Below are 25,784 nucleotides of genomic sequence, written 5' to 3' on the forward strand. Positions count from 1 at the left end.
CGCCCACCCCCCGTACCGGCATTCGTCAAACAAACTGTACCGGTACTGTACAGAAAACCGTCGCTAAACTGACCTCCATCCCAGTCCAGAACCGAATGGAGAATCCGCGATGGAATTCCTCACCCTCAGCGCGTTGCCCGCCGGCATGCTGTTCGCGCTCGTCACGTCGATCACGCCCGGCCCGAACAACACGATGCTGCTCGCATCCGGCGTCAATTTCGGTTTCCGCCGCACCATGCCGCACCTGTTCGGCATCAGCATCGGCGTCGCGATCCTGATGCTCTGCGTCGGCTTCGGCCTCGGCGAAGCGTTCAAGCGCATGCCGCTGCTGTACACGATCCTCGAAGCGGCGAGCGTCGCGTACCTGCTCTACCTCGCGTGGCGCATCGGCACGTCGGGCGAAGTGAAGGCTCATGGCGGCAAGCCGCGTCCGATGACGTTCATCGAAGCCGCCGCGTTCCAGTGGATCAACCCGAAGGCCTGGATGATGGTGCTGACCGCCGCGACGACGGTCCGCCTGTCCGCCGACTACGGGATGAACGCCGCATGGATGGCCGTCGTGTTCATCCTGATCGGCTTCCCGTGCATCTGCCTGTGGGCCGCTTTCGGCCTCGGCCTGCGCCGCTTCCTGTCGAACCCGCGCGCGCTGCGCATGTTCAACATGACGATGGCCATGCTGCTGATCCTGTCGCTGTACCCGCTGGTCGCGCACCTGCTGGCGTAGTGAGCGCTCACCACGCGCCCGTTGAGATTCGCCCGATGCAGGCGTACCCTTTTGTTACGGGCGCGCTCAACCGTTTCGCCGGTTGCGCCGCTGCTGCCGGGAGAGTGTCGATGAAGCCAATGCTGAGGGCGGGCGAACACATCGAGGGGATGCACTGGATCGCCGAGTATCACCCGCTCACGCACGAGATTCGCGTGCTGCGCGAAGACATCGAGATCGGTATCTACAGCGCGCCGCCGACGATGTTCGGTGAAGAGGAAGACATGGGCGCCGCGAACCTCGCCGATCATCGCGGCCGGGAGGCCGCGCTTCGCGCATATCTGCGCAACTTCGTGAGGGAACACGACACGGAGGAATAGCCGGCGGCCCGACGGCCGCCGTAGCGGCGGGCCGGCGCATCGCACCGGCCCGCGCTTCGCTCAATGCCCGAGCGATTCGATCTTGCCTGCCGGCTGCGGCACGCCATGCGGCCGCGCCATCTGCTTGATCAGCAGCGCGACGCACGCGAGCAAGCCCGCGACGGCGATCGTCGCGAACACGCCCGCGAACGAGAAATGCCGGCGCGTCAGCTCGGCGACCAGGAACGATCCCGCAATCCCGCCGAAGCGGCCGACGCCGAGCATCCACGCGACCCCCGTGCCACGCCCTTCGGTCGGATAGAACGCGGCGGCGAGCGCCGGCATCGACGATTGCGCGGTATTCATCAGCACGCCGGCCACGAACACGACCAGCACGAGCAGCCCCACGTTGCCGGCCGCCTGCCCGATCGCATAGACGCTCACCGCTGTCAGCGCATAGCACACGGCGATCACACGGTTCGCGTTGAAGCGGTCCATCAGCACACCGCACAGCACGGCGCCGACGCCGCCGAGCGGGAACAGCGCGGAGATCAGCGTCGCGCTCTTCGGTGTCAGCCCGGCATCCTTCAGCAGGATCGGCATCCAGTTGATCGACGCGTAGAAGATCACGAGCCCCATGAAGTACGCGAGCCACAGCATCACCGAGCCGACGATGTATGAGCGCGACAGCACGACGCCGAGGCCCTTGCCGCCGGTCTGAGGCGCGGCTTCCGTCAGCGCGAACGAGCCGGCGTTCAGCGCATCGCGCGAGATGCGCGCGAGCGTCGCGCGGACCTTGTCGACCGCGTGGTTGTTGGCAACCATGAAGCGCACCGATTCCGGCATCTTCAGCAGCAACAGCACGCCGAGCAGCAGCGGCGTCACGCCGCCGAGGATCAGCACGCTACGCCAGCCGAAATGCGGAATCATCCATGCGGCGAGGAAACCGCCGAACGCGGCGCCGAGCGGGAAGCCGCAGAACATCAGGTTGATCACGGTCGCGCGGCGCTTGTCCGGGCAGAACTCGCCCATCATCGTGACCGCGTTCGGCATCGCCGCGCCCAGCCCGACGCCGGTGACGAAGCGCAGGATCGTCAGGTGCCCGATGGTCGTCGAGAATGCGGACATCAGGCATGCGACGCCGAACAGGAACACCGAGCCGAGCAGCAGCGAGCGGCGCCCGAGCTTGTCGGACAGCGGGCCCGACACGAGCGCGCCGCACGCGAGGCCGAACAGCGCGGCGCTCAGCACCGGTGCGAGATCAGGTTTGGTGAGGTTCCATTCGCCGAGCAGCGACGGCGCGATGAAACCGATCGCAGCCGTATCGAAGCCGTCGAGCAGCACGATCACGAAACACATGAGGAATACGAGCCATTGAAAACCGCCGAACGGCTGCTCGTTGATGAAGGTCTGGACATCGACCACGGGTGTGCGATTCATCGCTAGTCTCCTGTGTCGATCCAGGTTAGCGCGTTAGCGCTTACTTGGATCCCATGCTTCGCGGTCGATCCAAGTTGGCGCTTTTAGCGCTTGCCTGGATCCCACGCAAAGCCACTCTGTTTATAAGCGACGCGGCCTCGGAACCACGTCTTGCCTTTGTTCGCGTACCGGACAACCGGTGCGCCGCGCGCCGATGCTCTGCCGGCGCGTTCGTTCATCGTCGAGGCCCGCCACCATCTGCGTGCCTCGACCCAGGCTCGGACTACGCCCGGCAATCAACCGGCCTCACCTAGGCGGCCCCATCCTGTTCCTTGAAGATCTTGTCCGCGAGATGGAACGCGGAATTCGCAGCCGGCACGCCGCAATAGATCGCGGTCTGCAGCAGCACTTCCTTGATCTCGTCGCGCGTCACGCCGTTGTTGCGCGCAGCGCGCAGATGCAGCGCCAGTTCCTCGCCGCGGTTCAGCGCCACCATCATCGCGATGGTCAGCAGGCTGCGCGTATGGCGCGGCAAGCCGTCGCGCGTCCAGATCTCGCCCCATGCATAGCGCGTGATCAGGTTCTGGAATTCGTCGGTCACCTCGGTGCGGTTCTCGAGCGAACGGTCGACGTGCGCGTCGCCGAGCACCGCGCGGCGCACCTTCATCCCTGCTTCATAACGTTCCTGGTCATCCATCGCCGGTGCCTCACGCGGTCAGGAAATCGAGCAGCGCGCGGTTGAAGCCGTCGGTGCACTCGATGTTCGAAATATGCGCGGCGTCGAATTCGACGTGCTGCGCACCCGGAATCGCGGCGGCCAGCGCGCGGCCCTGGTCGGGCGGCGTCGACATGTCCTTCGCGCCGGTCACGACGAGCACCGGCAGCGCGATGCCTTTCACCTCTTCGCGCAGGTCGGCTGCGTTCAGCGCGTCGCAGTTCGCCGCGTAGCCGTCCTTGTCGGTATGCACGAAGGTGTCGCGGATCGCATCGAACAGGCGCGGCTCACGTTCGACGAACGCGTCGGTGAACCAGCGCGGCAGCACGGCGTCGGCGAGCGCGGCCATCCCTTCGGCACGCGCCTTCTGCGCCCGCGGCGCCCACACTTCCGGCGAGCCGATCTTCGCGGCGGTGTTCGACAGCACCGCGCGGACGATGCGCGACGGGAAGCGTGCGGCCAGCGCAGCACCCGTCAGCCCGCCCATCGAGATACCGCAGAAATGCGCGCGTGCGATGCCGACGTGGTCGAGCAGGCCGATCACGTCGCCGGTGAGCTGCTCGATCGTGTACGAACCGGCCGGCGCGTCGGAATGGCCGTGGCCGCGCGTGTCGTAGCGCAGGATGTTGAAGTGCTGCGTGAGCGGACGGATCTGCGGCGCCCACATCTGCAGGTCGGCGCCGAGCGAGTTCGAGAAGACGAGCCACGGCGCGTCGTCGCGCGCCGCACGGTCGATCCGGTAATGCAGTTTCACGCCGTTGACAGTGGCGAAAGGCATCAATGTTCTCCTGGTGATTGCGCGCCCGCATGCAGCGCGAGCACGGCGTCGACGTAGGCCTGCGCCTCGCCGACGTAATGAGCGGGATCGAGCAGCCGCGCGAGCACGTCGCGCGACAGGTGGGCCGACACGGTCGCATCGGCGGCGAGCACGTCGAACAGCGTCGCGCCGGTACGTACGGCTTCCTTCGACGCATGTTCGACGACGTGATGCGCGTCGAGCCGGCCGATCTTGTCGCCGAGCGCGAGCATCACCGCTTCGCCGAGAATCAGCCCGCGGGTCAGGTCGAGGTTGGCGGCCAGGCGTTCGGTGTTCACGTCGAGGCCCGCGACGATCTGCGCGATCTGCGCCAGCGCGCCGCCGGTCAGGCGCGCGAGATCGGGCAATGCATCCCATTCGGCCTGCCAGCCGCCGAGCGCGCGTTCGTGTTCCTGGACCATGCCCGCGAACACCGTCGCAACGAGGTTCGGCGCGCGCACGGCAGCCGTCAGCACGGCTGCGCAGCCGACCGGGTTGCGCTTGTGCGGCATCGTCGACGAGCCGCCCTTGCCGGCGGCGGCCGGCTCGCCGAGCTCGCCGACTTCGGTCTGCATCTGCAGCGACACGTCGCGCGCGATCTTGCCGAGCGTGCCCGTCAGCATCCCGAAGCAGGATGCGGCTTCCGCAATGCGGTCGCGCTGCGTGTGCCACGGCACGGCCGGCGCCGCGAGCTTCAGGTCCGCCGCCAGCGCGGCCGTGACGCCGGCCGCCTGCTCGCGCAGGCTCGCGAGCGTGCCGGCCGCGCCGCCGAACTGCAGCACGAGCGCACGCTCGCGCAATTCGGCGAAGCGCGCGCGATGGCGCAGCAACGCATCGAGCCATTGCGCGAATTTCAGGCCGAGCGTGATCGGCAGCGCCTGCTGCAGCCACGTGCGGCCGATCATCGGCGTCGCGCGATGGGTGCGCGCGAGCGCCGCGAGCGATGCGCATGCTTCGTCGAGCATCGGCTCGAGCACGTCGAGCGTGTCGCGCAACTGCAGCACGGTGGCGGTATCGATGATGTCCTGGCTCGTCGCGCCCCAGTGCACGAACTTCGCGGCCTCGGGGTCGTCGGCCTTCACCTGCGCGGTGAGCTGCCTGACGAGCGGAATCGCGAGATTGCCGCCGAGCGCCGCGCCGTGCGCGAGCGCGTCGGCGTCGAGCCGGCTCGCATCGCACGCGCGTTCGATCGGCGCAACCGCGGCGGCGGGAATCACCTGCTGCGCGGCGAGCGCACGCGCGAGCGCGGCTTCGACGTCGAGCATCCGCTGGATCGTCGCGCGGGGGGACCAGATCCGGTTGAGCGGCTCGGTGCCGCAGATGAGGGAGGTCAGACGGGCGCTGTCTTCGAGCATGGCATCAGATTGGGGAAACGGCGTGCGCCTATTGTCCACCCAAGCGTGCCGGCCTGCGCGCAAGCGCACGCGCCGGCACGCTCGCGGTTCAGGCAGCGGCCTTTTGCGTCGCGTCGATCAGCGGCACGCCGGTCAGCTTCTGCAGTTCGTCGAACGACAGGTCGGTGAAGATCTCGCTCACGGCAAGACCATCGGCCGTCACGTCGAGCACGGCGAGATCCGTATAGATGCGGCTCACGCACTGCACGCCGGTGACCGGATACGAGCACTGCGCGACGATCTTGCTCTCGCCCTGCTTCGTCAGGTGCTCCATCATCACGAATACCTGCTTCGCGCCGATCGCGAGGTCCATCGCGCCGCCGACCGCCGGAATCGCGTCAGGCGCACCCGTATGCCAGTTCGCAAGGTCGCCGGTCGCCGAAACCTGGAACGCGCCGAGCACGCAGTAGTCGAGGTGGCCGCCGCGCATCATCGCGAACGAATCCGCGTGGTGGAAATACGCACCGCCGGTGAGCAGCGTGACGTGCTGCTTGCCGGCATTGATCAGTTCGTCGTCTTCCTCGCCGGGCGCGGGCGCGGGGCCCATGCCGAGCAACCCGTTCTCGCTGTGCAGGAAGATCTCCTTGCTCGGATCGAGGTGGTTCGCCACCAGCGTCGGCACGCCGATGCCGAGGTTCACGTACGCGCCTTCGGGGATGTCCTGGGCGACGCGCTTGGCCATTTCATCGCGGGTCAGTCGTTTCATGTCGGTTTCCTCAGGCGGCTTGGGACGTGGCGTGTTCGGCGGCCAGCTCGGCCGCATGCGCGGCCTGCGGCACCTCGACGATGCGCTGGACGAAAATGCCCGGCGTCACGATGTGTTCCGGGTTCAGCGCGCCGAGCGGCACGACTTCCGACACCTGCACGATCGCGACCTTCGCGGCGCTGGCCATGATCGGCCCGAAGTTGCGTGCGGTCTTGCGATACACGAGATTGCCCCAGCGATCGCCCTTGTACGCCTTCACGAGCGCGAAATCGGCGTGGATCGGCGTCTCGAATACATACGGCTTGCCGTCGATCACGCGCGTTTCCTTGCCTTCCGCGAGCTTGGTGCCGTAGCCCGTCGGCGTGAAGAAGCCGCCGATGCCGGCGCCCGCCGCGCGGATGCGCTCCGCGAGGTTGCCCTGCGGCACGAGCTCCAGCTCGATCTCGCCGGCGCGATACAGCCCGTCGAATATCTGCGAGTCGCTCTGGCGCGGGAACGAGCAGATGATCTTGCGCACCTGCTTCGCCTTCAGCAGCGCCGCGAGGCCCGTCTCGCCGTTGCCGGCGTTGTTGTTGACGATCGTCAGGTCGCGCGCGCCCTGTTCGATCAGCGCGTCGATCAGCTCGGACGGCATGCCTGCCGTGCCGAAGCCGCCGATCATGATTGTCGCGCCGTCGTGGATGTCGGCCACCGCCGACTGAAGCGATTCGAAAATCTTGTTGACCATGTCTCTTCCTGATACGAACCCGCGGCTCGATGCGCGGCCTGTCGAGGGGACACGCGCGTGCCGCGTGCCGCGCCGGGGCCGATGTCGATCCCGGTTTTGTTCGCTGTTCGAACCGAGATTCGATTAGCGAACGATGGGCCGATCATAGAGTCGCGCACAGCGCGTTGTCAAGGCGGGTTGCCTCGGGGGGCGTCGCATCGTCGAACGGCAGCCCGACGTAGTTTTCTGCGAGTGCCTGCGCGGCGGCCCGCGAGCGCGTCACGTATTTCAGCTCCGCAAACTTCAGGCGATTGACGAACGGCGAGTCCTCCGGCGACGAATGCAGCATGTTCGTCATGAAGTACGAGAAGTGCTCGGCGCGCCACACGCGCTCGAGGCAGGTCGCGGAATACGTGTCGAGCAGCGTCGCGTCGCCGTTGCGGTAGCGCGCACCGAGCGCGCGGGACAGCGCGCGGACGTCGGCCACCGCCAGGTTCATCCCCTTCGCGCCGGTCGGCGGCACGATGTGCGCGGCGTCGCCGGCGAGGAACAGGCGCCCGTGCTGCATCGTCTCGGACACGAAGCTGCGCATCGGCGTGACGCTCTTCTGCGTGATCCGGCCCTCGGTCGGCGTCCAGCCCGTGTCGTTCGAGAAGCGCGTGTGCAATTCGTCCCAGATCCGCGTGTCGGACCATTCGGCGAGGTCTTCGTCGGGCTTGCACTGCAGGTACAGGCGCGTGACCGTCGGCGAGCGCATCGAGAACAGCGCGAAACCATTGTCGTGATGCGCGTAGACGAGTTCGTCGAGCGACGGCGCCGCGTCGGCGAGGATGCCGAGCCACGCGAACGGATAGACGCGCTCGAACGTGTTCAATCGTTCCGCCGGAATCGTCTGGCGCGCGATGCCGTGAAAGCCGTCGCAGCCGGCGATGTAGTCGCAGTCGATGCGGTCTTCGCGGCCGTCGGCATGCTTGAACGTGACGAAGGGGTGCTCGCCTTCGATGTCGTGCAACGCGACGTCGCTCACCTCGAAGTGCATCGCGTGGCCATGCTCGACGCCGGCCGCGATCAGGTCGCGCACCACTTCGTGCTGGCTGTAGACGGTGATCGCGCGCCCGCCGGTCAACTCGGACAGGTCGATGCGGTGGCGCTGGCCCGAGAACAGCAGTTCGATGCCGTGATGTTCGAGCCCTTCGCGGCGCATCCGGTCGCCGAGGCCGGCTTCGTTCAGCGTGTCGACCGTGCCCTGCTCCAGCACGCCGGCGCGGATGCGGTTCTCGCAGTATTCGCGCGAACGCGCTTCGACGAGGATGGAATCGACGCCTTGCAGGCGCAACAGATGGGAAAGCAAAAGGCCGGACGGACCGGCGCCGATGATGGCGACCTGGGTGCGCATTGTTCGTCTCCTGAACATTAATTCGAATCGTCGAACACATTTGAGCGCTTTCCCGACTATGCGGCAACGCGATTCAGGAGATATGTTGTATACGTTTTGACGATACTGGCCTGGCGATGGATGCGCTCGATCTGAACCTCATTCCCTACCTCGTCGCGCTCGACGACACGCGCAACGTGAGCCGCGCGGGCGACCTGCTCGGCGTCAGCCAGCCGCGCGTGAGCACGGCGCTCGGCCGCCTGCGCGAGTACTTCGGCGATCCGCTGTTCGTGCGCACGTCGCGCGGGATGGAGCCGACGCCGCGCGCGCTCGCGTTGCTGCCGGCCGCCCGCGACGCGCTCGCGCAGATCGAGCGCGGCCTCGTCGCGCCGCACGACTTCGACCCGGCCGCGAGCACGCATACGTTCTCGATCGCGCTGTCGGACGTCGGCGAGATCGTGTTCCTGCCGAAGCTGCTGCAGGCGTTCGCGACGCGCGCGCCGCACGCGAACCTGCGCTCGGTCTCGCTCGCGCACGACGAAGTCGGGCGTGGCCTCGAAGCCGGTTCGATCGATCTCGCGGTGGGCTACTTCCCGGATCTCGACGGCAACAACTTCTTCCAGCAGCGCTTGTTCACGCACCGGTTCGTGTGCCTGATGCGGCGCGGCCATCCATTCGAGCAGGCGCCGCCGTTCACGGTCGAGCAGTTCCTCGGCTGCGGGCACGCGGTCGTGCGCGCCGAAGGGCGCAGCCAGGAAGTGCTCGAGAAATATCTCGCGAAGCAGCGCATGCAGCGCCGCGCGGTGCTCGAGACGCCGCACTTCATGAGCCTGCCGTTCATCCTGAGCCGCACCGACCTGATCGCGACGGTGCCGCATGCGATCGGCTATGCGTACGCGGCCGAGCACGCGTTCATCGTGCCCGTCGAGCCGCCGCTGGCGCTGCCGCGCTTCGACCTGAAGCAGCACTGGCATCGCAAGTATCACAACGATCCGCGCACCGCGTGGCTGCGCGGCGTCGTCGCGTCGCTCTTCAACGACGAACAGGACGAATGGCCGAAGTGAGCGCCGGGGCATGTTCACGCGAAGAGCGGGCCCCCGGCCGCACACGCGCCCCGCGAAAGCATGAAACAATGCCCGGATCCCGCGCCGCCCCGGCGGCGGCATTCGATGGAGCAGATAGATGGCTAAAAAGAAGTCCGCGCGGCCTGAACCAGCCGCATCCCGCCCGAGCCGTGAAGAAGCGGAAGACGCCGTTCGCGTGCTGTTGCGCTGGGCCGGCGACGATCCCGCGCGCGAAGGCCTGATCGACACGCCCGCACGGGTCGTGCGCGCCTATGAGCAGTTCTTCGCCGGCTATGCGCTGGAGCCGCGCGACATCCTCGCGCGCACGTTCAGCGAAGTCGACGGCTACGACGAAATGATCGTGCTGAAGGACATCCGCTTCGAGAGCTACTGCGAGCACCACATGGTGCCGATCATCGGCCGCGCGCACGTCGCGTATCTGCCGAATCATCGCGTGGTCGGTATCTCGAAGCTCGCGCGCCTCGTCGACGCGTTCGCAAAGCGCCTGCAGATCCAGGAAAAGATGACCGTGCAGATCGCCGACACACTGTTCGACGTGCTGCAGCCGAAGGGCGTCGGCGTGATCCTCGAAGCCGCGCACCAGTGCATCTCGACGCGCGGCGTGCACAAGCCGGGCGTCGAGATGGTGACGTCGCGCATGCTCGGCACGTTCCGCACCGATCCGTCGACGCGGCGCGAATTCCTGTCGATCGTCGCCAATCCCTCTTCAGTCAACCTGACGAATACGTAATGGAGCAGACGAAGCAAGCGGCGCACGCGCCCGTCGTGCTCGTGACCGGCGCCGCGCGCCGGGCCGGGCGCGCGTTCGCCGAGTATTTCGCCGCGCACGGCTATCGCACCGCGGTGCATTACGACCGTTCGGCCGATGCCGCGCAGGCGGCGGCCCGTGCGATCGCCGAACGCGGGCACGATTCGGTCGCGCTGCAGGCCGACCTGTCGGATGCCGCGCAGATCACCGCGCTGATCGACCAGGTGTATGCGCGCTTCGGACGCCTCGACGTGCTCGTCAACAACGCATCGGTGTTCTGGCAGGACCATTTCCCGAGCTTCGACCTCGCGGCATTCGACCAGGCGTGGGCCGTCAACTGCCGCGCGCCGATCCTGCTCACGCGCGCGTTCTACGAACGGGCCCGCGCGGCCGGCACGCAGGGTGTCGTCGTGAATGTGGTCGACCAGAAGATAAAGGAAAACTTTCACCGCGACCATTTCAGCTATACGGTCGCGAAGGCCGCGCTCGGCAACCTCACGCAGATGCTCGCGCTGTCGTCCGCGCCGGTGCTGCGCGTGAATGCGGTGTTCCCCGGGCTGATGCTGCCGAGCGACGACCAGACGCAAGCCGACTTCGAACACGCGAGCCGCGCATCGACGCCGCTCGCGCGCATCGCGGGCCCCGACGACGTCGCGAGCGCGATCCTGATGCTGACGGGCAACGCGTACAACGGCGTGGATTTCGTCGTCGATGCGGGGCAGAACCTGATCCGCGTCGACCAGGACGTGCTGTACAAGCACCGCGCGCCCGACGGCAAGCACTGACCGGTGCGCGAGGCCGGCAGCCGTCGGCCGCGCGCCGCGTTACGGCTTGTCGGCGCTCCCGCCTTCTCGAACCTTGCCCTGCGCGACGCTCGTGCCGGGCGGCACGCTGTGCGTGAGCCACACGTTGCCGCCGATCACCGAGCCGCGCCCGATCGTCACGCGACCGAGAATCGTCGCGCCCGCGTAGATCACCACGTCGTCCTCGACGATCGGGTGCCGCGCATTGCCCTTGACCAGCGCACCTTCGCCATCGGCTGGGAAGCTCTTCGCGCCGAGCGTGACGGCCTGGTACACGCGCACACGCTCGCCGATGATCGCCGTCTCGCCGATCACGACGCCCGTGCCGTGGTCGATGAAGAAGCTCGGGCCGATCTGCGCACCGGGGTGGATGTCGATACCGGTAGCCGAGTGGGCGATTTCATTGATGAATCGCGCCAGCAGCGGCACGCCCAGCTGGTGCAGCGCATGCGCGAGCCGGTGATGCATCATCGCCAGCACGCCGGGGTAGCACAGCAGGATCTCGGTGATGTGCTGCGCGGCCGGATCGCCCGCATACGCGGCCTGGATATCGCTGACGAGCAGCGCGCGGACGGCCGGCAACTGCCGGCCGAATTCGCGCGCGATTTCGAACGCGCGTTCGTCGAGCTCGGCGAACGGCGTATCGGCATGTTCGGGCAAAAACGGCAACGCACGGCGGATCTGTTCGGACAGAATGCGCAGCGTGCTTTCGAGCGTGTGGCCGACGTAGAAGTCGACGCTTTCGTCGGTCAGATCCGGTGCGCCGTAGTGCGTCGGAAACATCGACGCGCGCAGGCCGGTCACAATCTTGCAGATCGCATCGCGCGACGGCAGCTCGCGAATGCCGCGCGGATGGCGCGTGCGATGGAGTTCCTCGCGCGACTCGCGCAAGCCGGCAACGATTTCTTCAAGGCCCCACTGACGGGCGGGTGATGTCGACATATGCCAATGCAGGCAGCCGCGCTCGATCGCACGGCCGCTAATAAAGTGACGGGTTCCACAAGATTACCGCGTTTTCCGTCCGGGAGCGGCACGCCGGGGATCGGCCGGACGGCCGATGGCACTGGATCGCGACGGCGTCAGATCGTGATGCTGCTCGCATCGATCCATCGCACGGCCCAGTCGCGCGCGTGCGCGATCGCGTCGCCTTCGTCGTTGAACTGGAGCTCGATCGGGAAAAAACGGTTCGCGACGAGTTCCCCGTCGCTCGATCGGGAGATCACGACGTAAGGTTTGAACGAACCGTCACTGGCGCGCGCGGGCGCGCAGTTCAACAGATAACCGCGGTGCGTGAAGGCAGTAGTCGCTTGCATGAATCCGCCACCTCTAGTCCCTTGCTTTGTTGTTCACTACCCGTCTTTAAGGGTGCTGCGGCCCCCCGGCGCGGGCAGAGGCGGCGCGACTGCATCCCCTGTCGCCGCTTCGCAGGAAAAGAATCATACTCTGTAGAAAACGCGTCTTCTAGCTGAAATAAATCATGACAAATCAGTGCGCGTCGCGCGACCGCGGCGATCGCCCGCGCGCCTTTTCCCGTCACGCCCGGAACGGGATTTGCTTCGATCCGGCACGCTTCGCCGCGAGGAGAGCCGCGATGGAATCATCCGGTCAAACCGCTCGTTCGCGTCCGCGCAGCATCGAGCTCGACAACGACGACACGCACGACAGCACGGTCGACACCGACGGCAAGAACCGCGAGGCGTCGCGCCTCGCCGGCGGCGGCCCGATCTCGCCCGACGAAATCACGCGCAGCAACGCGTCGCTCGTCAACGCGATGCCGGAAGCCGGCGACGGCTTCGCCGGTTTCGACAGCCGCCCCGGCGGCAATCATCCGGCGTTCGCGCTGCGTGCCGGCTTCATGGTGATCGAGAAAGGCTTCGACGCGCCGCCGCCCATGAGCGACGCGCTGTTCGGCCCCGTCCACCGGATGTACGGCAGCACGCACTGGCCCGGCCACCAGCGGCGGCCGGAGCGCGTCTTCGAGCTGACGACCGTGCCGAGATAGCCGGCGCGGCGTTTGAATCGATCGTTCGTTTGCGGATCGGTATCGGTCGACGGCCGATGGCTGTGGATGGGCATACGCCCTTGCTGCGCGCCGCGCCGTGTGCCGGTCACCGCGCGATGCAAAAGCGAACGATTCCGCGCGGCGACACCGGCGGTGTCATGCATGCGGTGAATCGCAGCGACGCACTTGCATTGATCGAGGTCATGTCGAAACGGCGCGATTGCGATTGAATGGCGATGCGGGCAATGCATCCGCGTGACCGTCGCGTTGTGTCGATGCGATCGGCGTGCGCGGCGATACATGTCCATGTGCATGTGCCACACACGGCACCGATGCGCGCGCATGACTTCCCGCCGACGATGCGGACGACAGCGGCCACGATGTCGCACGGTACGCGTCACCCCGTGCGGCATGCGCCGGGTGCATGGCCGCGCGCCGCGGAAACGGAAGCGCCGCCGCGCGGCACGACAGGCACCTCACTGCAAATTCCCGACCATTGGTTTACTCTGCCTCGCAGCATTGCGCATTGCCCAGCCCGATCGGCCATCCGGCCGACTTCGATTCAACCCGCCATTCGGAGACACTATGTACAAGCGTATTCTGGTTGCCGTCGACGGCAGCGACACGTCCCGCCATGCGTTCGATGCCGCGCTGGCGCTCGCTAAATCGCACGGCGCCGAGCTGCAACCGTTCTACGTGGTCGAGAACGCCGCGATCTACTACAACGTGCCGGGCTACGATCCGTCCGTGCTGCGCGATCAGCTCGTCGCGCAGGGCAACGCACTCGCGAAGGATTTCACCGCGCTGATGCAGGCAGCCGGCGTGAAGGGCGAGACGAAGCTCGGCGAGGCGACGTCGCTCAACGACGTGTCGTCGCTGATCCTCGACGGCGCGAAAGCGTTCGATGCCGATCTCATCGTGCTCGGCACGCATGGCCGCCGCGGGTTCCGCCGTCTCGTGCTGGGCAGCATCGCCGAGCAGTGCGTGCGCCACGCGACGCTGCCCGTGCTGCTGATTCCGGCGGCCGCCAACGTCGACGAACCGGCTGCGTAAGCAGCGTTCGGCATGCGCGGGCAGTCGCGACGTTTTGTCACCCGACAGCGGCAAGTTGCGGTGGGACAATGATTCCGTCGATTCAACGCCGGAGTAAACGATCATGCTGACGCCCGTCGCCACACGTCCCGCCGCCACGCCGCATGCCGGTAGCTGGGCTCCTCGTCAGGCAGCGCACTGCTCGTCGTGCGCAATGCGGCACCTGTGCATGCCGCAGGGCCTGGCGCCCGAAGCGCTCAGCCGCCTCGAGTCGGTCATCTGCGCAGCGCGCCCCGTCAAGCGCGGCGAAGCGCTGTTCCGTGAAGGCGACGCATTCGACAACCTGTACGCAGTGCGCTCGGGTTCGCTGAAAACCGTCGCGACGCGCCACGACGGCCGCGAGCAGGTCACCGGCCTGCATCTCGCCGGCGAAGCGCTCGGCCTCGACGGCATCTGCGACGACACGCATCCGCGTACCGCGGTCGCGCTGGAAGACAGCTCCGTCTGCGTGATCCCGTACAGCGCGCTCAAGGCGCTGTGCTCGGAAGCCGGTTCGATGCAGTTGCGCATGCACAAGCTGATGAGCGAACAGATCGTGCGCGAAACGTCGCAAACGATGCTGCTCGGTTCGCTGAATGCGGAAGAACGCGTCGCCGCGTTCCTGCTCGACGTATCGTCGCGCTACCTGAAGCGCGGTTACTCGCCGTCGGAATTCAACCTGCGGATGACGCGCGAGGACATCGGCAGCTACCTCGGCATGACGCTCGAAACGGTCAGCCGCACGCTGTCGAAATTCCAGAAGCGCGGCCTGATCGAAATGCAGGGTCGCCACGTCCAGATCATCGATTTCGACGGCCTGCATCACGTCTGATGTGATGCCGCACGGCGCGCGCCTCTCGCGCGCCGCTTGAATCGCACAATCGATCAGTCGAGAAACAGCGCGGCGCGCGCCTTCAACGCCGCGCTGAAATCGTCGAGCCAGCCGATCGACAAACGCCAGCTCTGCCAGTAAAGGTCGATGTCGATCGTTCGCCCCCGCGACATGTCGACCAGTTCACCCGCCGCCAGTTGGCGGTCGACCATCCGGTCCGGACACATCCCCCATCCCAATCCCGTCTCACACGCACGCAGGTAGCCCGCGACGTGCGGTATCCAGTGCTGCGGCGGATCGAGATCCGCGCGCGTCACGCGCCGGATGAAACGCGCCTGCAGCCCGTCCTTCGGATTGAACATCACGCACGGCGCGCGGCGCAGTGCATCGCGCGTGATGCCCGCACCGAAGTAGCGCTCGTAAAACGCCGGCGAGCACACCGCGCGATAGCGGATGCGCCCGAGCCGCTCCGACCTGCAGCCCTGGATCGGCTCGGCCTGCGCGGTCACGGCGCCCTGCACGCTGCCGTCGCGAATGCGTGAAGCCGTGTAGTCCTGGTCGTCGATCACGAGGTCGAGCAACGTCTCGCGCTCCGTGCAGAACGGCCCGACCGCGTCGATGAACCACGTCGCGACGCTGTCGTCGTTGACGGCCACGCGCAACGTCGGCCATGCGCTCGCGATCTGGCCCGGCAGCGCCGGCATCCGGCCGCCCAGCTCGGCCTCGAGCAGTTGCACGCGTTCGGTATGCCGGCACAGCAGCGCACCCGACGTCGTCGCAACGCACGGCTGCCCGCGCTTCACGAGCACGCTGCCCACCCGCTCCTCCAGCAGTTTCACCCGCTGCGACACGGCCGACGGCGTGACATTCAGCTCCTTGGCCGCCCGCTCGAACGAGCCGTGCCGGATCACGGCCGCGAGGGCATCGAGCAACGCGTAGTCGAGCATTAGATTTCCTTAATCTGCATTAGGTGAATTAGCTTCTCTTATTTTCATGCTGACCGCAGACTAGCGCTACCCGATTCATCCGTCTACTGCTTCCACCGTTGTCACCCACCATGAACTGGCTCGCTTTTTCCCACGGCGCCGCGCTCTGCGGATCGCTCATCGTCACCATCGGCGCGCAGAACGCCTTCGTGCTGCGGCAGGGCATCATGCGCTCGCACGTCGGCAAGATCGTGCTGCTGTGCGCACTGTCCGACATGATCCTGATCGGCGCGGGCGTCGGCGGCGCATCGGTGCTCGTCGAACGCTATCCGACCTTCGTCCACGCGGTGCTGTACGTCGGCCTCGCGTATCTCGCCTGGTTCGGCATCAACGCGCTGCGCCGCGCGTTCAAGCCGGGCCACGAAACGCTCGACGTGCGCGGCGACGCAGTGGCGCCGCCGCCGCAGAGCGGCCTGGCGATCGTGCTGATGACGCTCGCGTTCACGTGGCTCAACCCGCACGTGTATCTCGATACGTTCCTGCTGATCGGTACGGCCGGCGCACGCGAGCCGGAAGGCGCGCGGCTCGCATTTGCGATCGGCGCGATGTCGGTCAGCGTCGTGTGGTTCCTCGGGCTCGGCTACGGGGCGCGACTGCTGGCGCCGTGGTTCCGCAAGGCCACGGCGTGGCGCGTGCTGGATGGCGCGATCGGCAGCATGGTGCTGTTTCTCGCGGTGGTGCAGTTGCGCTGACCGGCTCGCCAACGCGCGGGCGGCTGCTTGCCGCCCGTCGTCCCGCCCACTTCGGCGCAACGCCGGAGCCTCCACCTTCCCCTTCCTCACCGCTTCCACCCGCGCGCCGCTCCACGCTCCGGCTCACCAACCGCGACAAAATCGGTTCCCGATCGAACGCAGCCGCACGAAGCGCTCACGCAACGGACGAGGTGTCCGTCATCTGCGTCAAGCCGTCCGCCATCGCGACCGCGCGCCGCCTGCACGAATCGGCGCGATGGGCGAGAATGTCCGGCGTCCCGCGACAACGGCGCGACCACACCACGTACCTGTCGTCTCGCCGCGAACGCGCCGGCCCATCCCGCAGTTCCATTCCGTCACCCCGCAGCAATCGGAGCAGAACATGGCACTACGCACCCTTGGCACGTCGAGCATCCAGGTTTCGCCGCTCGCGTTCGGCGGCAACGTCTTCGGCTGGACCGTCGACGAGAACACGTCGTTTGCCCTCCTCGACGCGCTCGCCGACACCGGCATCAACTTCATCGACACGGCCGACGTCTATTCGGCCTGGGCGCCCGGCAACAGCGGCGGCGAATCGGAAACGATCATCGGCAAGTGGCTCAAGCGGTCCGGCAAGCGCGAGCAGGTCGTGATCGCGACCAAGGTCGGCCTGCTGGGCCCGCGCGCCGGGCTGACTCGCGACAACATCCTGAAAGCCGCCGACGATTCGCTGCGCCGCCTGCAGACCGACTACATCGACCTGTATTTCTCGCATCGCGACCTTGCCGATACGGCCCCGCTCGAAGAAACGCTCGGCGCCTATCAGACGCTGATCGACGCTGGCAAGGTGCGCATCATCGGCGCGTCGAACTACAGCGGCGCACGCCTGCGCGAAGCCGCCGACATCAGCAAGCGCGACGGCCTGCCCGCGTACCAGGTCATCCAGCCCGAGTACAACCTGCTCGACCGCGCCGACTACGAACGCGATCTCGAACCGGTCGTGCGGGACCTGAAGCTCGGCGTCGTCAACTACTACGCGCTCGCGAGCGGGTTCCTGTCGGGCAAGTACCGCAGCGAGGCCGACCTGAAAAAGAGCGTGCGCGGCGATCGCGTCGCCGGGTATCTCAATGAACGCGGGCTGCGCATCCTCGCCGCGCTCGATGCGGTAGCCGAGAAGCACGGCACGCAGCCGGCCGCGATCGCGCTTGCATGGCAGATCGCGCGGCCGACGATCACCGCGCCGATCGCGAGCGCGACGTCGCTGGTGCAGTTGGCATCGCTCGGCGAAGCGATCCGCGTTCAGCTCGATCAGGACGACATCCGCCGGATCGACGAGGCGAGCGCGGTCTGAAGTCGTCGGCAGCAGGCCGGTCGATCGGATCGCGCGGTCCGCGCGGCTCCGCGACTGGCCTGTGTCGTGTGCGTACCGAAATGCACGCTGCCTAGTCGAAAATCGTCGTCGTGTTTTGATCGACAAGGCCGCTTGTGTTGACTCAGCCGGACATCGACCGCACGCGCAGCCGCAACGCCCCGCCGCAAGCGCATCACGCCCCCGTCCCGGGTATTTCACGGATTGACCGCGCCCTCCGCCATACCCGAGACTGCGCCGCTCGGGCGGTCATTGGGAGAACGTCATGCCGGACACCAGCACGGAGATCGCCACGATCTCGACGCGCGCCGTGCGCGGCCACGAACGCGTCGACTTCTGGGTCGACCATGTCGCTCGCACGCTCGTGCGGATCGAATGCAGCGGCAAGTCTTCCGAAGGTATCGACGCGTCGCTGCGCAAGCGCGATCTCGGGCTGTTCGGCGCCTGCGACATCGTCGCGAACCGGCACGCGGTCGTGCGCACGCCGCACAACATCCATGCGGACCAGCGCGATGCCGTGTTCATCTGCCTGATGCACGCCGGGCAGGGCTATACGTTCCAGGACGTCGACTGCATGCAGCACGGGCCCGGCGACCTCGTCCTCTACGACACGTCGATGCCGTACGGCCACGGCTTTCCCGCCGACATGGCGATGACCGTTCTCGACGTGCCGCGTCACGTGTTCGAAGCGCGCGTCGGCCCGTGGCACTACCGCAGCCTCGTCAAGATCGACCGCGACGACGGCGTCGCGTCGTGGGCCGTGCGGCAGGTGTACGCGCTGCTCGCCGCGCCGCAGGAACCGACGCCCGGTGCGCGCGAACAGCGTGCCGCCGCGATCCTCGATCTCGTGCAGTCGATGCTGCGGCTGCGCGACGGCGACGCGTCGCCGACCAAATCGACCGTCCACACGCTGTCGCGCGCCAAGGCGTTCATCGACAGCCATCTCGCCGACGACGATCTCGACAGCCAGTCGGTGAGCCGCGCGATCAACCTGTCGCCGCGCCAGCTTGCGCGCGTCTTCGAAATCGAAGGGATGCCGCTCACGCGCTACATCCTCGCGCGGCGGCTCGAACGCTGCCGCGCCGACCTGCGCGACCGGTCGCTGAAACACCTGACGGTCAGCGAGATCGCGTTCCGTTGGGGCTTCAACAACAGCGCACACTTCAGCCGCAGCTATCGCGCGCGCTTCGGCGAAACACCGAGCGATACGCGCGCACCGGCGCTCACCGACGCGCGATAGTCCACCGCCGCCCTCCGCCCACCCGCCGCCGTGTCCCTGCGAGGCAAGCACGGCGTCCGTTCCGGTCAAATGGGGCCGCATAGCGGTCGCTAAGCTGGCTTCCTGCGCGGCGGCACTCGTTTCGCCGCCCGACAGCAAGGAGAAGAAGCGGGATGGAGACGTACGACCATATCGTCGTCGGCGGCGGTTCGGCCGGTTGCACGGTCGCGCACCGGCTGGTGAAAGCCGGCAGGCGCGTGCTGCTGCTCGAGGACGGCCCGAAGGACGACAGCCTGTTCATCCGGATTCCGGCAACCTTCATCCGCGTGCTCGGCTCGAAGCGCACGGTCACGTTCGAGAGCGAGCCGCAACCCGGCGCGGCGGGGCGCAAGACCTACGTGCCGCAGGGCCGCACGCTCGGCGGCGGCAGTTCGGTCAACGCGATGCTGTACGTGCGCGGCACGCGCGACGACTACGACGACTGGGCCGCGCTCGGCTGCACCGGCTGGGGTTGGGACGACGTGCTGCCCGTGTTCAAGCGCGCCGAATCGCACCTGCGGCTCTCCGAGCCGTTTCACGGCACCGACGGGCCGCTGAAGGTCGGCGACACGCGCTTCCGGCATCCGCTGAGCCTCGCGTTCGTGAAGGCCGCGCAGGAAGCCGGCATCGCATACAACGACGATTTCAACGGCGCCGCGCAACATGGCGTCGGCTTCTATCACACGACGATCTTCGACGGGCAGCGCGGCAGCACCGCGGCAACCTATCTCGCCGACGCGATCCGCCACCCGAACCTGCGCGTGCTGACCGGCTGCCGCGTCACGCGCATCCGGTTCGACGACCGGCGTGCAACCGGCGTCGAATGGCGGACGGAAAGCGGTGCGACCGGTTCGGCCACCGCGCGCGCGGACGTCGTGCTCGCGGCCGGCGCGCTCAGTACACCGAAGCTGCTGATGCTGTCGGGCATCGGGCCCGGCGCGCACCTGCACGCGCACGGCATCGACGTGCTGCACGACAGCCGCGACGTCGGCGCGAACTACCAGGATCATCTCGAAGTCTCGATCTACGGCCACAGCCACGCACCGCTCAGCCTGCTGGGCGAGGATCGCGGGCTGAAGGCGCTGCGCCACGGGCTGCAGTGGATGCTATCCCGCACGGGCCTGCTGACGTCGAACGTCGTCGAATCCGGCGCCTTCGTCGACACGACTGGCAGCGGCCGCCCGGACATCCAGTTCCACGTGCTGCCGACGCTCGTCGGCGACGTCGATCGCGCGCCGCTGCCCGGCCACGGCCTGTCGATCAACCCGTGCCTGCTCAGGCCGCGCTCGCGTGGCTCGGTGCAACTGCGCGGCAACGATCCGGCCGCGCCGATCCTGTTCGACAGCGGCGCGCTGTCCGATCCGGCGGATGTCGACGGCCTCGTGCGCGGCGTCGCGCTCGCGCGCCAGATCATCCGTGCGCCGTCGCTTGCACGCATCGTGCGTGAAGCCGAGACGCTGACCGATGCTTCGCTCGCCGACTACGTGCGGCGCCGCGCGAAAACCGTCTATCACCCGGCCGGCACCTGCCGCATGGGCAGCGACGCGCATGCGGTCGTCACGCCGCGCCTCGCGGTGCAAGGCGTCGACGGGTTGCGGATCTGCGATGCGTCGGTGATGCCCCGCATCGTGTCCGGCAACACGAACGCGCCGACGATCATGATCGCGGAGCGCTGTGCGGCGTTCATGCTGGCGGAGTAATGCAACGCGGCGCGCGGGCACTTTCGTTCACGGCAATAAAAAGCGGCGCGTGAGACACGCGCCGCCGCTTCATCTGCATCGACTGCCGCAATCAACGCCCGTCTGCTCGCGCCGCCTCGCGCAGCGCCATCGGCGACGCACCGTACCGCTCGCGAATCGCACGGCTGAAATGGGCCTGGCTCGAAAACCCCCAGCGAAACGCGATTTCGCCGACGCTCGTCTTGCGCAGCCGGGCATCGGTCAGCTCGCGATGCGCATGCGACAGCCGCTCCGACCAGATGTGCTGCGTGATCGACTCGCCTTCTGCCGCGAAGAGGCGACTCAGATGCCGCAGCGACAGCCCGACCGCGTCCGCGACGGCCTGCGGCCCGAGCTCCGGGTCGCCGAGATGCGTCGCGATGTGCTGCTTCGCGGTCAGCAGATACGACAGCGACGCACGCGACGCGCCTGCCCCGTTCACCTCCGCATCGATGAGTTCCGCGATCAGCGTGCGCGTGTGTTCGGCGAACCGCGCAGCGTCACGCTCGACCGGATCCTTCATGAACCGCTCGACGCTCGCGCGCAAGGTCGCGCCGAGCATCGCGCCCGCGCCGGGTTTCGGCGCGATCCGCAGCGGCAGCGCCGCCAGTTCCGCATCGAGGCGGTCGTCGAACGTCGTGATCGGGATATCGATCAGCAGCTGCCGCATCGGCGTCAGGAATCCGAACAGATAGGGCACGCGCGTGTCGTAGACGACGACGTCGCCGGCGTCCGCGAGCAGGCAGCGGTCCCGCTGGATGAAATACGCGCGCCCGCTCAGGATCTGGCACGCGAACAGCGACTCCTTCGGCAACTGCCGCACCAGCGCGGGGCTGCGCTCGATCACGTGATCCTGGCCGCTGATGTCCGCGATGCCGAGCCCCGGCAACGCGATGTCGGTCTTCTCGACCTCGAGCCCGTCCGGCGACAGCGACGAACAGCGCAGCCCGACCAGCGTGGCCGCATTGAACGCATCCCAGTACGCCATCCTGTCGCGCGCCGGCACGTCGGCCGTCGAGCCTCGCGTGCGGGAAAAAACGGTCGTATTCGTCACGTCGCCTCCTGCGGGCGCCTGTCGTGCGGAGCGGCACGGATTGGGGGATGGTTCGTCTGGATATTGGTGCGATGCAATGTCCGGCACGGTCAAGCAATTCGTCCAGCCCAGTCAAGAGCGGCGCGCACCGGCTGGCTAAAGTCGAGCCCACGACAACCGATACCCAAGGAGACAGACCGTGGTCGAAAAAGCCGTAGCCGAATTCTGGCAAAACATTGCGCCGATTGCCAATCCGTTCAAGCCCGATGCGCTGCCCGAAGCGTACATCGCGAACGCGGCCACCGACGACGAGCGCTATTACGTTCCGTTCACCGAAACGGTTTCGTCACGGCCGCTGTGGATCTCCCCGTCGCAGAACAAATGGTGCGACATCCTGATGGCCAAGGAAGCCGGGCTCGTGAACCGGCACTATCACCCGCACGAGGTGTTCGCTTACACGCTGTCAGGCAAGTGGGGTTATCTGGAGCATGAATGGACCGCGACACGCGGCGATTTCGTGTACGAAACGCCGGGCGAGGGCCACACGCTCGTCGCCTTCGATCACCCGGAGCCGATGCGCGCGTTCTTCATCGTCAAGGGGCCGCTGATCTGGCTCGACGAAGCGGGCAACCCCGACGGCTACTTCGACGTGCATTCGTACATCGCGATGTGCAAGGCGCACTACGAGAAGGTCGGCCTCGGCGCGCAAGCGGTCGAGAAGCTGTTCCGCTGACGTGCGGCGAGGCTCACCATGACATCCTCCACCTCCTCCCGATCCGCGTGGTCGTATGAGAACAGGCTGCTGCTGATCCTGTTCATGACGTTCGGCTTCGTGTTCTTCGACCGCCTCGCGCTGTCGTTCCTGTTCCCGTTCATGTCGGCCGAGCTGCACCTGACGAACACGCAGCTCGGCATGGTGTCGTCCGCGCTCGCGCTCACGTGGGCACTGTCCGGCGCCGCGACGGGCGCGTGGTCAGACGCGCGCGGCACGCGCAAGCCGCTGCTGATCGCGGCCGTGCTCGGCTTTTCCGTGTGCTCGGCGCTGTCGGGGCTCGTCGGCGGCTTCGCGAGCCTGATCGCGTTCCGCGCGCTGATGGGCATCGCCGAAGGCCCCGTGCTGCCGCTGTCGCAATCGCTGATGGTCGAAAGCTCGACGCCGAGCCGCCGCGGGCTGAACATGGGCCTGCTGCAAGGCTCCGCCGCCGGCCTGCTCGGCGCGATGATCGGCCCGCCGGTGGTCATCGGCATCGCGACCGCGCACGGCTGGCGCGAAGCGTTCTACGTATCGTGCGTTCCGGGCTTCCTGATCGCGTTCTGCATCTGGCGCTGGGTGCGCGAAGCGCCGCCCGGCGGCGTGCGGCACGCGCAGGCCGAACCCGCCGGCGCACCGGCCGCGAGCGGCGCGGCAGTCAGCCGCTGGGCGTTGCTGAAGGAGCGCAACATCCTGCTCTGCATGCTGATCAGTTGCTTCTTTCTCACGTGGTTCATCGTGATCATCTCGTTCGCGCCGGTATTCCTCGTGGAAAGCCGCCATCTGTCGCCGTCCAACATGGGCGTCGTGATGACCTGCCTCGGCGCCGCGTGGGTGTTCTGGGGCTTTGCGGTGCCGGCGATCTCCGACCGGATCGGCCGCAAGCCGACGATGATCGTGTTCGCGCTGATTGCGGCCGTGTGCCCGGTCGTGATGATCCATGCCGGTTCGCTCTGGGCGCTCGGCGCGCTCGTGTTCGCCACGTACACGGGCCTCGGCTGCTTCACGCTGTTCATGGCGACGATCCCGGCGGAAACGGTGCCGCCACGCGCGATCGCCAGCGCGCTCGGCCTGATCATGGGCGCGGGCGAGCTGATCGGCGGCTTCGTTGCGCCGACCGTCGCCGGCTTCGCGGCGGACAAGTACGGCCTGCAGTTCGCGATGTGGACGTCGGCCGCCGGTGCGGTCCTCGCATGCGTGCTGTCGTTCGGCCTCGTCGAGACCGCGCCCGCCGTGCTGCGCAAGCGCGCGCTCGCCGGCACGGCCGCGAGCCGTCTCGATGCACACAACCTCGGAGGACGCTGACATGCGGGCACTTCAATGGCATGGCCCGCGCGACGTCCGTCTCGTGGAAATCGACCCGCCGCGCGTCGGCCCCGGCGACGTGCGCATCGCGGTCGCGTATTGCGGGATCTGCGGCAGCGACCTGCACGAATATGCGGACGGCCCGCATGCCATCCCGGTCGACACGCCGCATCCGCTGTCGCGCCGCACCGCGCCGCTGACGCTCGGCCACGAGTTCTGCGGCACCGTCGTCGAAGTCGGTGGCGACGTGACGGCACTGCGCGCGGGCGATCGCGTCGCGGTCGAGCCCGAGTATCGCTGCCACCAGTGCGCGTACTGCCGCTCGGGGTCGTACAACCTGTGCGTGTCGATGGGCTTCGCCGGGCTGATGGGCGACGGCGGCATGGCCGACTTCGCGGTCGTGCCGTCATACATGCTGCATCGCCTGCCTGACGCCGTGAGCCTCGAACAGGCCGCGGTGATGGAGCCGGCGGCCGTCGCGCTGCACGCGTTGCGGCGCGGCGAACTGCGGCTCGGCGAGACCTGCGCGGTATTCGGGCTCGGGCCGATCGGGCTGCTGCTGATCATGCTCGCGAAGCTGCAAGGGGCGACCACGATCGTGGCCGTCGACGTCTCGCCCGAACGGCTCGCGGCAGCCACGCGCTTCGGCGCAACGCATACGTTCGATGCACGCGCACTCGGCGCACCCGCGCTACAGGACGCGATTCGCGCGGCCACGGGCGGGCTCGGTGTCGACGCGAGCTTCGAAGCGGCCGGGTTGCCGGCCACGTTCGAAGCGGCGATGCAGGCACTGCGCAAGGGCGGCCGCGTCGTGATGGTCGGCCTGATGCCGCACGCCGGCTTCGACGCGTTCCGCGCAGTCAACGACGAGCTGACCTTCACCGCGAGCGTCGGCTACCGGCATGCGTACGAAGACCTGCTGCGCATCGTCGCGTCGGGCGCACTCGACCTCACGTCGATCGTCACGCGCACCGTGTCGCTCGAAGACGCCGTCGCCGACGGCTTCGACGCGCTGCTCGCCGACCGCGCGCAGATCAAGATCCTCGTTTCACCCGCGCAACGGCCGGCCCGTCGCGCACACACCATCGGGAGCGTCGAGCATGAGTCGTCAGTGGGCGTTTGAGGGCCGGTCCGTCGTCGTGACGGGCGGCACGTCGGGCATCGGTGCGCGCACGGCGATGCGGTTCGCGCAAGCCGGCGCGTCGGTCGTCGCGCTCGGGCTCGATGCGGCCGGCCCGCATGCGCCCGTGCATGCAGGCATCCGCTGCGTGGAACTGGACGTGACCGACAGCGATGCGCTGACCCGCACCATCGCGGCGCTGCCGCGGCTCGACGTGCTCGTCAACGGCGTCGGCATCAGCCGGCACGCGGACGAGTACCGGATGGACCAGTTCGAGCTCGTGCTGAACGTGAACCTGACGTCGGTGATGCGGGCATCCGACGCCGCACGGCCGGCATTGTCGGCAAACGGCGGCAGCATCGTCAATGTCGCGTCGATGTATACCTACTTCGGCAGCAAGGATCGCCCCGCATACAGCGCGAGCAAGGGCGGTATCGCGCAGCTCACGCGCTCGCTCGCGCAGGCGTGGGCCGATCGCGGCATTCGCGTGAACGCGGTCGCGCCCGGCTGGATCGACACGCCGCTCAGCAGCGGCCTGAAGGCCGACATGCAGGCGTCGCGCCGCATCCTCGAACGCACGCCGCTCGGGCGTTGGGGCACAGCCGACGAAGTCGCGGACGTGATCCTGTTCCTGTGCTCGCCCGGCGCATCGTTCGTGACCGGCGCGGTCGTGCCGGTCGACGGCGGGTATTCGACGGTCTAGCACACAGCCCAACGCGTATCGCGGGCATCGGCAAGCCGGTTTCTTCCGCCGATGCCCGTCACACACCGGCGTCCTTCCGGTGCCACGGAACCGGGATTCATCCGGTTCTGCTTTATTCATATCAATCAGTAGTCCAATCAAAAATATCCGCCCCGA

Annotated in this window: 28 protein-coding genes; 17 read left to right on the forward strand and 11 right to left on the reverse strand. The window is 67.4% G+C overall.

The window, feature by feature from the left end; translation table 11 throughout:
- The first annotated feature begins 109 nt into the window (after window positions 1-109).
- Together C5O79_RS36375 and C5O79_RS36380 are read left to right on the forward strand one after the other, a co-directional pair.
- Window positions 110-724 (forward strand): LysE family translocator, encoded by a 615-nt coding sequence (locus tag C5O79_RS36375; RefSeq protein ID WP_046548864.1) that lies wholly within the window; start codon window positions 110-112, stop codon window positions 722-724.
- 110 nt (window positions 725-834) lie between these two features.
- Window positions 835-1,083, forward strand: a complete 249-nt coding sequence (locus C5O79_RS36380; protein ID WP_124493921.1) for a hypothetical protein — start codon at window positions 835-837, stop codon at window positions 1,081-1,083.
- Window positions 1,084-1,143: 60 nt separating this feature from the next.
- On the opposite strand, the gene C5O79_RS36385 is transcribed toward C5O79_RS36380, so the two are convergent.
- The 7 genes from C5O79_RS36385 to pobA all read right to left on the reverse strand — a co-directional run bounded on the left by C5O79_RS36385 (window position 1,144) and on the right by pobA (window position 8,194).
- Complete coding sequence (locus C5O79_RS36385; RefSeq protein WP_124618768.1) at window positions 1,144-2,502, reverse strand: MFS transporter; 1,359 nt, start codon at window positions 2,500-2,502, stop codon at window positions 1,144-1,146.
- Window positions 2,503-2,791: 289 nt separating this feature from the next.
- Window positions 2,792-3,178 (reverse strand): 4-carboxymuconolactone decarboxylase, encoded by a 387-nt coding sequence (gene pcaC, locus C5O79_RS36390; RefSeq protein ID WP_046548861.1) that lies wholly within the window; start codon window positions 3,176-3,178, stop codon window positions 2,792-2,794.
- A 10-nt stretch (window positions 3,179-3,188) separates the two neighbouring features.
- Window positions 3,189-3,974 (reverse strand): 3-oxoadipate enol-lactonase, encoded by a 786-nt coding sequence (gene pcaD / locus C5O79_RS36395; RefSeq protein ID WP_131932251.1) that lies wholly within the window; start codon window positions 3,972-3,974, stop codon window positions 3,189-3,191.
- On the reverse strand, window positions 3,974-5,347 hold the full coding sequence (locus C5O79_RS36400; protein ID WP_046548860.1) for a 3-carboxy-cis,cis-muconate cycloisomerase: 1,374 nt from the start codon (window positions 5,345-5,347) through the stop codon (window positions 3,974-3,976). The genes pcaD and C5O79_RS36400 overlap by 1 nt, the downstream gene beginning before the upstream one ends.
- Window positions 5,348-5,435: 88 nt before the next feature.
- Complete coding sequence (locus C5O79_RS36405) at window positions 5,436-6,092, reverse strand: CoA transferase subunit B (RefSeq protein ID WP_034189746.1); 657 nt, start codon at window positions 6,090-6,092, stop codon at window positions 5,436-5,438.
- Window positions 6,093-6,102: 10 nt separating this feature from the next.
- Window positions 6,103-6,819: a 3-oxoacid CoA-transferase subunit A gene (locus C5O79_RS36410; protein ID WP_039344485.1), complete on the reverse strand. Its 717-nt coding sequence runs from the start codon at window positions 6,817-6,819 to the stop codon at window positions 6,103-6,105.
- A gap of 142 nt (window positions 6,820-6,961) precedes the next feature.
- Window positions 6,962-8,194, reverse strand: coding sequence for a 4-hydroxybenzoate 3-monooxygenase (gene pobA, locus C5O79_RS36415; protein ID WP_122474616.1), 1,233 nt, complete (start codon window positions 8,192-8,194; stop codon window positions 6,962-6,964).
- 116 nt (window positions 8,195-8,310) lie between these two features.
- Between pobA and C5O79_RS36420 the strand changes: the two genes are divergently transcribed.
- The 3 genes from C5O79_RS36420 (at window position 8,311) to C5O79_RS36430 (ending at window position 10,791) form a co-directional block, all read left to right on the forward strand.
- On the forward strand, window positions 8,311-9,237 hold the full coding sequence (locus C5O79_RS36420) for a LysR family transcriptional regulator (RefSeq protein WP_039344491.1): 927 nt from the start codon (window positions 8,311-8,313) through the stop codon (window positions 9,235-9,237).
- A 118-nt stretch (window positions 9,238-9,355) separates the two neighbouring features.
- Window positions 9,356-9,988, forward strand: coding sequence for a GTP cyclohydrolase I FolE (folE, locus tag C5O79_RS36425; protein WP_021157584.1), 633 nt, complete (start codon window positions 9,356-9,358; stop codon window positions 9,986-9,988).
- The gene (locus C5O79_RS36430; RefSeq protein WP_043186151.1) at window positions 9,988-10,791 is read left to right on the forward strand and encodes an SDR family oxidoreductase; all 804 of its coding nucleotides are present in this window, start codon (window positions 9,988-9,990) and stop codon (window positions 10,789-10,791) included. Before folE ends, C5O79_RS36430 begins: the two co-directional genes overlap by 1 nt.
- 39 nt (window positions 10,792-10,830) lie before the next feature.
- Here C5O79_RS36430 and epsC read toward each other — a convergent pair whose 3' ends face one another.
- Window positions 10,831-11,751, reverse strand: coding sequence for a serine O-acetyltransferase EpsC (gene epsC / locus C5O79_RS36435; protein ID WP_046548857.1), 921 nt, complete (start codon window positions 11,749-11,751; stop codon window positions 10,831-10,833).
- A 137-nt stretch (window positions 11,752-11,888) separates the two neighbouring features.
- Window positions 11,889-12,122 carry a hypothetical protein gene (locus C5O79_RS36440; protein ID WP_011356723.1) on the reverse strand — a complete coding sequence of 78 codons (234 nt, stop codon included), beginning with the start codon at window positions 12,120-12,122 and terminating at the stop codon, window positions 11,889-11,891.
- Window positions 12,123-12,400: 278 nt separating this feature from the next.
- On the opposite strand from C5O79_RS36440, the gene C5O79_RS36445 reads away from it, so the two are divergent.
- The 4 genes from C5O79_RS36445 (at window position 12,401) to fnr (ending at window position 14,714) form a co-directional block, all read left to right on the forward strand.
- Window positions 12,401-12,811 (forward strand): DUF3005 domain-containing protein, encoded by a 411-nt coding sequence (locus C5O79_RS36445; RefSeq protein ID WP_046548856.1) that lies wholly within the window; start codon window positions 12,401-12,403, stop codon window positions 12,809-12,811.
- 29 nt (window positions 12,812-12,840) lie between these two features.
- Window positions 12,841-13,041 (forward strand): hypothetical protein, encoded by a 201-nt coding sequence (locus tag C5O79_RS36450; RefSeq protein ID WP_131932253.1) that lies wholly within the window; start codon window positions 12,841-12,843, stop codon window positions 13,039-13,041.
- Window positions 13,042-13,396: 355 nt separating this feature from the next.
- Window positions 13,397-13,864 carry a universal stress protein gene (locus C5O79_RS36455; RefSeq protein WP_046548855.1) on the forward strand — a complete coding sequence of 156 codons (468 nt, stop codon included), beginning with the start codon at window positions 13,397-13,399 and terminating at the stop codon, window positions 13,862-13,864.
- A gap of 103 nt (window positions 13,865-13,967) precedes the next feature.
- Window positions 13,968-14,714, forward strand: coding sequence for a fumarate/nitrate reduction transcriptional regulator Fnr (fnr, locus tag C5O79_RS36460; protein ID WP_039344517.1), 747 nt, complete (start codon window positions 13,968-13,970; stop codon window positions 14,712-14,714).
- Between the two features lie 53 nt (window positions 14,715-14,767).
- Here the strand turns inward: fnr and C5O79_RS36465 are convergent, their stop codons facing one another.
- The gene (locus C5O79_RS36465) at window positions 14,768-15,661 is read right to left on the reverse strand and encodes a LysR family transcriptional regulator ArgP (RefSeq protein WP_039344521.1); all 894 of its coding nucleotides are present in this window, start codon (window positions 15,659-15,661) and stop codon (window positions 14,768-14,770) included.
- 110 nt (window positions 15,662-15,771) lie between these two features.
- Here C5O79_RS36465 and C5O79_RS36470 point away from each other — a divergent pair, with 110 nt between their 5' ends.
- The 4 genes from C5O79_RS36470 (at window position 15,772) to C5O79_RS36485 (ending at window position 20,698) form a co-directional block, all read left to right on the forward strand.
- Entirely contained in the window at window positions 15,772-16,392 is a 621-nt protein-coding gene (locus C5O79_RS36470) for a LysE/ArgO family amino acid transporter (RefSeq protein ID WP_046548853.1), read from the forward strand.
- 382 nt (window positions 16,393-16,774) lie between these two features.
- Entirely contained in the window at window positions 16,775-17,722 is a 948-nt protein-coding gene (locus tag C5O79_RS36475) for an aldo/keto reductase (protein WP_131932255.1), read from the forward strand.
- Window positions 17,723-18,005: 283 nt separating this feature from the next.
- Complete coding sequence (locus tag C5O79_RS36480; RefSeq protein ID WP_131932257.1) at window positions 18,006-18,980, forward strand: helix-turn-helix domain-containing protein; 975 nt, start codon at window positions 18,006-18,008, stop codon at window positions 18,978-18,980.
- A gap of 152 nt (window positions 18,981-19,132) precedes the next feature.
- Entirely contained in the window at window positions 19,133-20,698 is a 1,566-nt protein-coding gene (locus tag C5O79_RS36485; RefSeq protein WP_131932259.1) for a GMC family oxidoreductase N-terminal domain-containing protein, read from the forward strand.
- A 91-nt stretch (window positions 20,699-20,789) separates the two neighbouring features.
- On the opposite strand, the gene C5O79_RS36490 is transcribed toward C5O79_RS36485, so the two are convergent.
- Window positions 20,790-21,770, reverse strand: a complete 981-nt coding sequence (locus tag C5O79_RS36490; RefSeq protein ID WP_046548849.1) for a helix-turn-helix domain-containing protein — start codon at window positions 21,768-21,770, stop codon at window positions 20,790-20,792.
- Between the two features lie 178 nt (window positions 21,771-21,948).
- Here C5O79_RS36490 and C5O79_RS36495 point away from each other — a divergent pair, with 178 nt between their 5' ends.
- From C5O79_RS36495 to C5O79_RS36510, 4 genes are read left to right on the forward strand one after another with little or no spacing between them, the layout of a single operon-like run.
- Window positions 21,949-22,482: a 2,4'-dihydroxyacetophenone dioxygenase family protein gene (locus C5O79_RS36495; RefSeq protein WP_046548848.1), complete on the forward strand. Its 534-nt coding sequence runs from the start codon at window positions 21,949-21,951 to the stop codon at window positions 22,480-22,482.
- Window positions 22,483-22,500: 18 nt separating this feature from the next.
- Entirely contained in the window at window positions 22,501-23,805 is a 1,305-nt protein-coding gene (locus C5O79_RS36500; RefSeq protein WP_122474613.1) for an MFS transporter, read from the forward strand.
- A 1-nt stretch (window position 23,806) separates the two neighbouring features.
- Window positions 23,807-24,928: a 2,3-butanediol dehydrogenase gene (locus C5O79_RS36505; protein WP_046548846.1), complete on the forward strand. Its 1,122-nt coding sequence runs from the start codon at window positions 23,807-23,809 to the stop codon at window positions 24,926-24,928.
- Window positions 24,906-25,628 (forward strand): SDR family oxidoreductase, encoded by a 723-nt coding sequence (locus C5O79_RS36510; protein WP_047852078.1) that lies wholly within the window; start codon window positions 24,906-24,908, stop codon window positions 25,626-25,628. Before C5O79_RS36505 ends, C5O79_RS36510 begins: the two co-directional genes overlap by 23 nt.
- The last annotated feature ends 156 nt before the right edge of the window (window positions 25,629-25,784 follow it).

Source organism: Burkholderia sp. SRS-25, from assembly GCF_004343765.1.
GTDB classification, from domain to species: domain Bacteria; phylum Pseudomonadota; class Gammaproteobacteria; order Burkholderiales; family Burkholderiaceae; genus Burkholderia; species Burkholderia contaminans.

Excerpts from the sequence above, each read along its gene's own strand:
- folE (WP_021157584.1), top strand. The coding sequence starts at position 9,356 with ATGGCTAAAAAGAAGTCCGCGCGGCCTGAACCAGCCGCATCCCGCCCG.
- C5O79_RS36510 (WP_047852078.1), top strand. The coding sequence starts at position 24,906 with ATGAGTCGTCAGTGGGCGTTTGAGGGCCGGTCCGTCGTCGTGACGGGC.
- C5O79_RS36400 (WP_046548860.1), bottom strand. The coding sequence starts at position 5,347 with ATGCTCGAAGACAGCGCCCGTCTGACCTCCCTCATCTGCGGCACCGAG.
- C5O79_RS36505 (WP_046548846.1), top strand. The coding sequence starts at position 23,807 with ATGCGGGCACTTCAATGGCATGGCCCGCGCGACGTCCGTCTCGTGGAA.
- C5O79_RS36500 (WP_122474613.1), top strand. The coding sequence starts at position 22,501 with ATGACATCCTCCACCTCCTCCCGATCCGCGTGGTCGTATGAGAACAGG.
- C5O79_RS36405 (WP_034189746.1), bottom strand. The coding sequence starts at position 6,092 with ATGAAACGACTGACCCGCGATGAAATGGCCAAGCGCGTCGCCCAGGAC.
- C5O79_RS36480 (WP_131932257.1), top strand. The coding sequence starts at position 18,006 with ATGCCGGACACCAGCACGGAGATCGCCACGATCTCGACGCGCGCCGTG.
- fnr (WP_039344517.1), top strand. The coding sequence starts at position 13,968 with ATGCTGACGCCCGTCGCCACACGTCCCGCCGCCACGCCGCATGCCGGT.
- C5O79_RS36410 (WP_039344485.1), bottom strand. The coding sequence starts at position 6,819 with ATGGTCAACAAGATTTTCGAATCGCTTCAGTCGGCGGTGGCCGACATC.
- pobA (WP_122474616.1), bottom strand. The coding sequence starts at position 8,194 with ATGCGCACCCAGGTCGCCATCATCGGCGCCGGTCCGTCCGGCCTTTTG.
- epsC (WP_046548857.1), bottom strand. The coding sequence starts at position 11,751 with ATGTCGACATCACCCGCCCGTCAGTGGGGCCTTGAAGAAATCGTTGCC.
- C5O79_RS36380 (WP_124493921.1), top strand. The coding sequence starts at position 835 with ATGAAGCCAATGCTGAGGGCGGGCGAACACATCGAGGGGATGCACTGG.
- pcaC (WP_046548861.1), bottom strand. The coding sequence starts at position 3,178 with ATGGATGACCAGGAACGTTATGAAGCAGGGATGAAGGTGCGCCGCGCG.
- C5O79_RS36445 (WP_046548856.1), top strand. The coding sequence starts at position 12,401 with ATGGAATCATCCGGTCAAACCGCTCGTTCGCGTCCGCGCAGCATCGAG.
- C5O79_RS36440 (WP_011356723.1), bottom strand. The coding sequence starts at position 12,122 with ATGCAAGCGACTACTGCCTTCACGCACCGCGGTTATCTGTTGAACTGC.
- C5O79_RS36465 (WP_039344521.1), bottom strand. The coding sequence starts at position 15,661 with ATGCTCGACTACGCGTTGCTCGATGCCCTCGCGGCCGTGATCCGGCAC.
- C5O79_RS36430 (WP_043186151.1), top strand. The coding sequence starts at position 9,988 with ATGGAGCAGACGAAGCAAGCGGCGCACGCGCCCGTCGTGCTCGTGACC.
- C5O79_RS36475 (WP_131932255.1), top strand. The coding sequence starts at position 16,775 with ATGGCACTACGCACCCTTGGCACGTCGAGCATCCAGGTTTCGCCGCTC.
- C5O79_RS36420 (WP_039344491.1), top strand. The coding sequence starts at position 8,311 with ATGGATGCGCTCGATCTGAACCTCATTCCCTACCTCGTCGCGCTCGAC.
- C5O79_RS36385 (WP_124618768.1), bottom strand. The coding sequence starts at position 2,502 with ATGAATCGCACACCCGTGGTCGATGTCCAGACCTTCATCAACGAGCAG.
- C5O79_RS36455 (WP_046548855.1), top strand. The coding sequence starts at position 13,397 with ATGTACAAGCGTATTCTGGTTGCCGTCGACGGCAGCGACACGTCCCGC.
- pcaD (WP_131932251.1), bottom strand. The coding sequence starts at position 3,974 with ATGCCTTTCGCCACTGTCAACGGCGTGAAACTGCATTACCGGATCGAC.
- C5O79_RS36485 (WP_131932259.1), top strand. The coding sequence starts at position 19,133 with ATGGAGACGTACGACCATATCGTCGTCGGCGGCGGTTCGGCCGGTTGC.
- C5O79_RS36375 (WP_046548864.1), top strand. The coding sequence starts at position 110 with ATGGAATTCCTCACCCTCAGCGCGTTGCCCGCCGGCATGCTGTTCGCG.
- C5O79_RS36470 (WP_046548853.1), top strand. The coding sequence starts at position 15,772 with ATGAACTGGCTCGCTTTTTCCCACGGCGCCGCGCTCTGCGGATCGCTC.